Source organism: Burkholderia sp. Ac-20379 (assembly GCF_017104645.1).
Lineage (GTDB): Bacteria > Pseudomonadota > Gammaproteobacteria > Burkholderiales > Burkholderiaceae > Burkholderia.
Map to the genome: position 1 here is coordinate 1 of NZ_JAAGPF010000423.1, position 5,471 is coordinate 5,471.

Genomic DNA, 5,471 nt, shown 5'->3' on the forward strand with positions numbered 1-5,471 from the left:
GCATGGGCGCGGAGGCGCCGCCCGCCGTCGCCGGCCGGCCGCGATCGGGCAGGCCGGCGGGCGGATTCGCCGCGCCGTCGCCATCGCTCGCGCGGTCTTTATCGACCCACTGGCCGGCCAGCTTCAGCAACGGACGGAACACGAAGAAGAATGCGAGCAGCGCGCCGATCGCATACGCGGCCCAGGTACCGGCCGAGACGAGGCGATCCGGCTCCTTCCACCACGCAACCTCGGGCGCTTTCGGCACGGCGCGGAAATCGAGCGCGGACACGACGAGGCTGTCCGAGCGTTTTTCGTCGATGCCGAGGCCGTTGCGCAGCAGGCGCTCGATGTTCGAGATCTGTTCGGGCGACCACGCCTTCGCGCCGCCCGGCGCAGCCGCGTTGTTGAGCACGACGGCGACGTTGAGTTTCTTCAGCCGGCTTGGGCTGCGCCGGATCTGCACGACGTTGCGGTCGTAGGCGTACTGGCGCGTCTTCGCGTTTTTCGCGGAGCGCGGCGCATCCTGCGCGGCGCTCGCGGCCGACGGCGGCGCCGGACGATTCGACAGCGAGCCCGGCACGCCGAGCGCGCTGCGCCCCGTATCGCTTTCCTCGCGCACCGCCTCCTGCGTGATCTTCGGCGCCTCGCCGTATTGCTCGCGGGTTTCCTCGACGCGGTCGTTGTCCACGTCGGGCGTGACGCTCGCGCGGAAGTTGTCCTCGCCGAGCGTCGGCAGCAGGAGGTCGCGGATGCTGCGCAGCGTGTCGTCGCGCACCCGGTTGCCGACCTCGTTGTCCTGCGCCGCGCCGCCGAGCGACGGATCGATCCGCGCCGACAGGTGATCGCCGCGCTGATCGACCACCGCGACGCGCGCGGGATCGAGATTCGCGACGCTGCCCGCGACGAGCGCGACGATCGCCGAGATCTGCTCCTTCGTGAGCTTGCGGCCGGGCTTGAGCGTGAGCATCACCGACGCGGTGCTCTTGTCGCCGTCGCCGAGAATGAACGACGACGATTTCGCGATCGACAGGTGCACGCGCGCGGCGGCCACCGGATCGAGCGTCGCGATGCTCTGCGTGAGCTCGCCTTCGAGGCCGCGGCGAAAGCGGACGTCCTGCACGAACTGGCTCACGCCGAGCGGATCGGTGCGGTCGACCTGTTCGAGGCCGGCCGGCGAACGCGCGACCACGCCCTTGGCGGCGAGCAGCATGCGGGCCGCGCCGAGCTGGTCCTCGTCGACCAGCACCTGGCCGGTGGCGGGATGAATGCGGTAGCGGATCGCATCGGCGTCGAGCGCGGCGACCATGTCGGCCACGGGAATCGATTCCTGCGCGCCGAACAGCGGCCGGAAGCGCGCGTCGCGGTGCTGCATCACCATCATCGCGAGCGCGCTGAGGCAGATCGCGAGGATCACGAGCGGCGTCAGCCTGGTCAGCGACGCCATCGACGGCCAGCGCACGCGGCCGGCGGGCAGCGCGCGCGACAGGAGGGACTTGAGCGTATCGAGCACGGGCATGTCCGCCGTCAGACCGGCATTTTGATGATGTCGTCGAACGCATTCATCATCTTGTTGCGGACCTGGATCATCATCGAGAACGACAGGCTGGCCTGCTGGCTGCTCAGCATCGCGCCGACCAGGTCGTCGCTGTCGCCGGCGTCGACGGCCGCGAGTTGCGCGTCGGCCGCCTGCTGCTGGCCGTCGACCTGCGCCACCGCGTCCTTGATCGCGGACGCGAAACCGCCCCCCGCGCCTTCGGCGGATGCGCCGTTCGAGGCGATCTCGGGCTGCTCGTGCGCGAGTGCGCGCGGCGTGAGAATCGCGTCGAGCATCGGGCTCGTCAGGTCGGCGTTCATGCAGGATCCCCCCGGGGATGTGGTCGTCAGAGGGGCGATTGTGTCGAGGGGCGGTGGGCGCCGCGAGAAATCTCAACAGAAGCTGAATGGGGCGGGGGATGGTAAGGAACAGCGCCGCGCGAAGGCAGAGGAAACGAGAAACGGAGGGCGAATGGAACGCGACGCGGCTCGGGATTCGCTCGGAGCATGGCCTGAATCCCCCGTGTTTCGGACGGGACAGGCTCGCGGCAAGGCAGGATGCCCGCAGGGCAAACCGTGCGGGTTACAAGGGATCGAACCCGCCGCCTCGGTTTCCCTGAACGGCTCGTCGTGGCATCAGATGTATCTGATCGGTCCGGCTCGGATCACGCAAGCGCCCTGCCTCAGTGGGCAGTGGCCGCCTTCTGGCAAATCACCCCATACCACCCCAACCCCTTGTAAGTCTCGTACCCGGGCGTGGCCGCGAACGACACCGTCGTGCGGTCGCTGTCCTGGTAGAACCCCGTCGCCGCGCCGCCGGTGCGCAGCCGGAACGTCTCCTGCAGCACGCCCTGCCCGTCCGAGCTGGCGATCACGCGGAACGACGCGTCCACGATCATGCAGCGCGTGCGCGACCACTCCTCCTCGCTGAGCCGCACGCCCTTCACCACCGCCGCGGCCTGCGGCGCCCAGTCGAAGAAGATCACCAGCGCGCCGAGCACGCGCCCGTCGGCCTGGCCGCCCTCGCGGATCGCGGTCGCGTAGGACGCCACCTGCGCGTTCTGCAGTTGCGGCATCGTCTCGACGTCGAACGCCACGTAATCGGCCCCGCTCGCGGTGCCCATCGCGGCCTGGAACCAGCGCGCGCCGTTCACGTTCTGCCCGGTCACCGGGTAGGTGGACGCGCGGCCGTTGGCCACCACGGTGCCTTCGGCGTCCACCACCCACAGATCCTTGTAGACAGTGTAGCTGTCGAGAATCACCGACAGCCGTTCGCTCGCGTGCCGGCTCAGCGCGTCGCTGTCATAAGTCACGCAGTCGACCAGCGCCGAATCGGTGGCCCACCAGCGCACGTCGCACGATCGCTCGTAGAGGTTGCGGTCGACGATATCGATCATGTTCAGCGCGAGATCGGCGCAGCGCTGGCCGTCGTGCGCGTGCATGCGGTCGATCATGGTGTCGCCGAGCTCGGTCAGGCGCGTCAGCGAGCCGGCCAATTCCTTGTTGAGGATGTCGGTGATCTCGCCGATCCGCTTGGACACGTGCTTGACCTGATTGGCCACGACGGCGAAGCCCTTGCCCGCCTCGCCGGCGCGTGCGGCCTCGATCAGCGCGTTGAGCGCAAGGAAGGTGGTCTCGCGATTGATGTCGTTGATGTCCCCGATCTTGCCGGTGGCAAGCCGGCGGACTTCGTGCGTGAGATCGACGATTGCGCGTGGATTGGCCATATGTGTCACCCGTATGTGTTGCGTTGCCTTGCGTGTGCTGCTGTCGGTTTTAAGCAAGCAACAGACCAATTTGCACAACTCGGCCGCGCACGGTCGCGGGCAGGCGGCGCGCGGCGACGCTACAGGATTGGTTTTACATAGGAAATTCTGGAATCGGCGGCGCGCCGGAAGAACAATCGGGCCGCCGCCGGGCCGCGCCGGCCGCATGGCACGGCGCGGGCGGGCCGTTCGAAAGCCCGCGAATGGTGCGCGCGGCGCACCAGCCGGGTGCTGCAACGCCGCATTCGACGTATCGACAACCCCGGCGCGCGGCGGCGTCGCGAAGCCCGCCGCGGCGGCTTACACGCGCGCCAGCCGCCGCCCGCCCTCGCGCAACGTGGCGTCGTCCTTGCAGAACGCCAGCCGGACGATGCCGGTATTGCGGCGGTCCTGATAAAAGCTCGCCAGCGGAATCGCGCCCACGCCATGGGTTTGCAGCAGGTCGAACACGAACGCGTTGTCGTCGAGCGCGGACACGCCGTCGAAGCGCGCCAGCATGAAGAAGCTGCCGCCGCACGGCAGCAGCGACAGCCGCGTGCCGGCCATCGATTCGATCAGCAGATCGCGCTTGGCCTGATAGAACGCGGCCAGGTCGAGGTAGCTGCGCGGCGCGGCGAGCATCTGCGCAAGCGCGGCCTGCAGCGGCGCGGGCGCGGAAAACACCACGTACTGATGCACCTTGCGGATCTCGGTGCTCAGCTCGGCCGGCGCGAGGCAATAGCCGACGCGCCAGCCGGTGGCGTGATACGTCTTGCCGAGCGACAGCGCGATCACGCTGCGCTCGGCCAGTTCGGGGTAACGCACGAGGCTCAGGTGCTCGCGGCCGTCGTACACCATGTGCTCGTACACCTCGTCGGACAGGATCACGATGTCGGTGCCGCGCACGATGGCGGCGAGCCGCGCGATGTCGTCGGCGTCGAACGACATGCCGGTGGGGTTGTGCGGCGTGTTGACGATGATCATCCGGGTGCGCGGCGTGACGGCGGCGGCCACCTCGTCCCAGTCGATCCGCAGCGTGTCGAGCCGGATCCCGATCGCCACGGGCGTGGCGCCCTGCAAGCGGATCGACGGCTCGTACACCTCGAACGCCGGCTCGAAGAAGATCACCTCGTCGCCGGCATGCACGAGCGCGGCGATGGCCGAATAGATCGCCTCGCTGGCCCCGGCGGTCACGGTGATCTCGCTGTCGGGCTGGTAGCGCGCGCCGTGCAGGCGCTCGGTCTTCTCGGCGATCGCGGCCTTCAGCGGGCCGTAGCCGGCCATCGGCGCGTACTGGTTCAGGCCGGCCCGCATGGCCTGTTCCGCGTGGGCGAGCAGCGCCGGATCGGGCGGAAACGACGGCGCGCCCTGCCAGAGATTCACGGCCTCATGCCGAGCAGCCAGCTCGGCGATGCTCGAAAACACGGAAATGCCGCTTTGCGGCAGCTTGGTCGCGATTCGGCATGAATGGCGCATGCGGTGCACTCCTGGCTCGGTGACGGCGCGCGCGAAGCCGCCGCGCCCAGGGCGCCAAGCTTGGCACAAGGGCCGGCGGCAGGCAACGAACGGCCCGCGCACGATGTCCCAGCCGGTTTTAGCGAATTTGGCTCTATCGCACGGGACATCGACGCCGCTACGCTAGCGTCATCCTGTGCCGCAGCGCGCCGCGCGCGGCCTCAACGAACCGTCATCGGGAGTGTTTCATGAGTCAGACCGTATTCGTGGCCGGCGCCAGCGGCGTGATCGGCCGTGTGCTGGTGCCGTTGCTGGTGGAGGCCGGCTACACCGTGCATGGCGCGACGCGCCGGGCCGAGCGCGCCGCGCAGTTGACCGAACTCGGCGCGCAGCCGGTGATCGTCGACGTGTTCGACCGGGCCGCGTTGGCGCGCGAGCTGGCACGCATCGCGCCCGACGCCGTCGTCCATCAACTGACCGACCTGCCGGCCGGGCTCGATCCGTCGCGCATGGCGCAGGCGATCGCCGACAACGCGCGCGTGCGCAGCGAAGGCACGCTGAACCTGGTGCAGGCCGCGTTGGCGGCGGGCTGCCGGCACATGGTCGCGCAGAGCATCGCGTGGGCCTACGCGCCGGGCGCGCAGCCGTACGACGAGGCGCATCCGCTCGATCTGAACGCCGACGGCACGCGGCGCATCTCGGTGGGCGGCGTGGCCGCGCTCGAACAGGCGGTGCTGCACACGCCGCCGCTGCGCG

Annotated in this window: 5 protein-coding genes; 1 reads left to right on the forward strand and 4 read right to left on the reverse strand. The window is 69.3% G+C overall.

The window, feature by feature from the left end; genetic code table 11:
• The 4 genes from fliF to G3N92_RS30515 form a co-directional block, all read right to left on the reverse strand.
• Positions 1-1,492, reverse strand: a 1,492-nt coding sequence (fliF, locus tag G3N92_RS30500; protein WP_206131271.1) for a flagellar basal-body MS-ring/collar protein FliF, incomplete at its 3' end; no start/stop codon positions are given.
• A gap of 14 nt (positions 1,493-1,506) precedes the next feature.
• Positions 1,507-1,836 carry a flagellar hook-basal body complex protein FliE gene (gene fliE / locus G3N92_RS30505; RefSeq protein ID WP_206131272.1) on the reverse strand — a complete coding sequence of 110 codons (330 nt, stop codon included), beginning with the start codon at positions 1,834-1,836 and terminating at the stop codon, positions 1,507-1,509.
• 362 nt (positions 1,837-2,198) lie between these two features.
• Positions 2,199-3,242, reverse strand: coding sequence for a methyl-accepting chemotaxis protein (locus tag G3N92_RS35405; RefSeq protein WP_206131273.1), 1,044 nt, complete (start codon positions 3,240-3,242; stop codon positions 2,199-2,201).
• Positions 3,243-3,581: 339 nt separating this feature from the next.
• On the reverse strand, positions 3,582-4,736 hold the full coding sequence (locus G3N92_RS30515; protein ID WP_206131274.1) for a methionine aminotransferase: 1,155 nt from the start codon (positions 4,734-4,736) through the stop codon (positions 3,582-3,584).
• Between the two features lie 227 nt (positions 4,737-4,963).
• Here G3N92_RS30515 and G3N92_RS30520 point away from each other — a divergent pair.
• Positions 4,964-5,471 (forward strand): NAD-dependent epimerase/dehydratase family protein (locus tag G3N92_RS30520; RefSeq protein ID WP_206131275.1); only part of this gene is annotated, 508 nt, incomplete at its 3' end.

Bases quoted from the DNA above. Each gene is read 5' to 3' on its own strand.
- G3N92_RS30515 (WP_206131274.1), bottom strand. From the start codon at position 4,736: ATGCGCCATTCATGCCGAATCGCGACCAAGCTGCCGCAAAGCGGCATT.
- G3N92_RS35405 (WP_206131273.1), bottom strand. From the start codon at position 3,242: ATGGCCAATCCACGCGCAATCGTCGATCTCACGCACGAAGTCCGCCGG.
- fliE (WP_206131272.1), bottom strand. From the start codon at position 1,836: ATGAACGCCGACCTGACGAGCCCGATGCTCGACGCGATTCTCACGCCG.